The following is a 321-nucleotide window of genomic DNA, read 5'->3' as shown; positions in this document are numbered from 1 at the left end:
ATGAACGATCTCAAAACGACTATCTTCTAGTTTTAATGCTTCAGCAGTTGCGATTGCACGTGGATCACGATCAATCGCGATCAAACGTCCATTTGGACCAAGTTTTGATAAAATATGACGAGAATGTCCACCACGACCAAAAGTGCCATCGACATAAATGCCGTCAGGCTTAATCGCTAGGCCATCTACTGCTTCATCTAATAATACGGTTACATGCTCACTCATTAGAACGAGAACTCCTTGAGAGAATCACTTAATTCCATGCCTAATGACATATCGCTTTCCAGATCTTGCTGTACTTGTTGATGCCACACTTCTTCA

At 41.7% G+C, this 321-nt stretch carries 1 protein-coding gene; it reads right to left on the bottom strand.

What is annotated here, in order from left to right:
* A partial coding sequence (gene mraW, locus GQR38_RS20315; RefSeq protein WP_165738086.1) for a 16S rRNA (cytosine(1402)-N(4))-methyltransferase occupies window positions 1–225 on the bottom strand: 225 nt, incomplete at its 3' end.
* Window positions 226–321: the final 96 nt, after the last annotated feature.

Source organism: Pseudoalteromonas sp. c7(2019), from assembly GCF_011378625.1.
Taxonomy (GTDB): domain Bacteria; phylum Pseudomonadota; class Gammaproteobacteria; order Enterobacterales; family Alteromonadaceae; genus Pseudoalteromonas; species Pseudoalteromonas arctica.
Note: the sequence above shows the minus strand (reverse complement) of the source record. Positions and strands in the feature narration are given on the sequence as shown.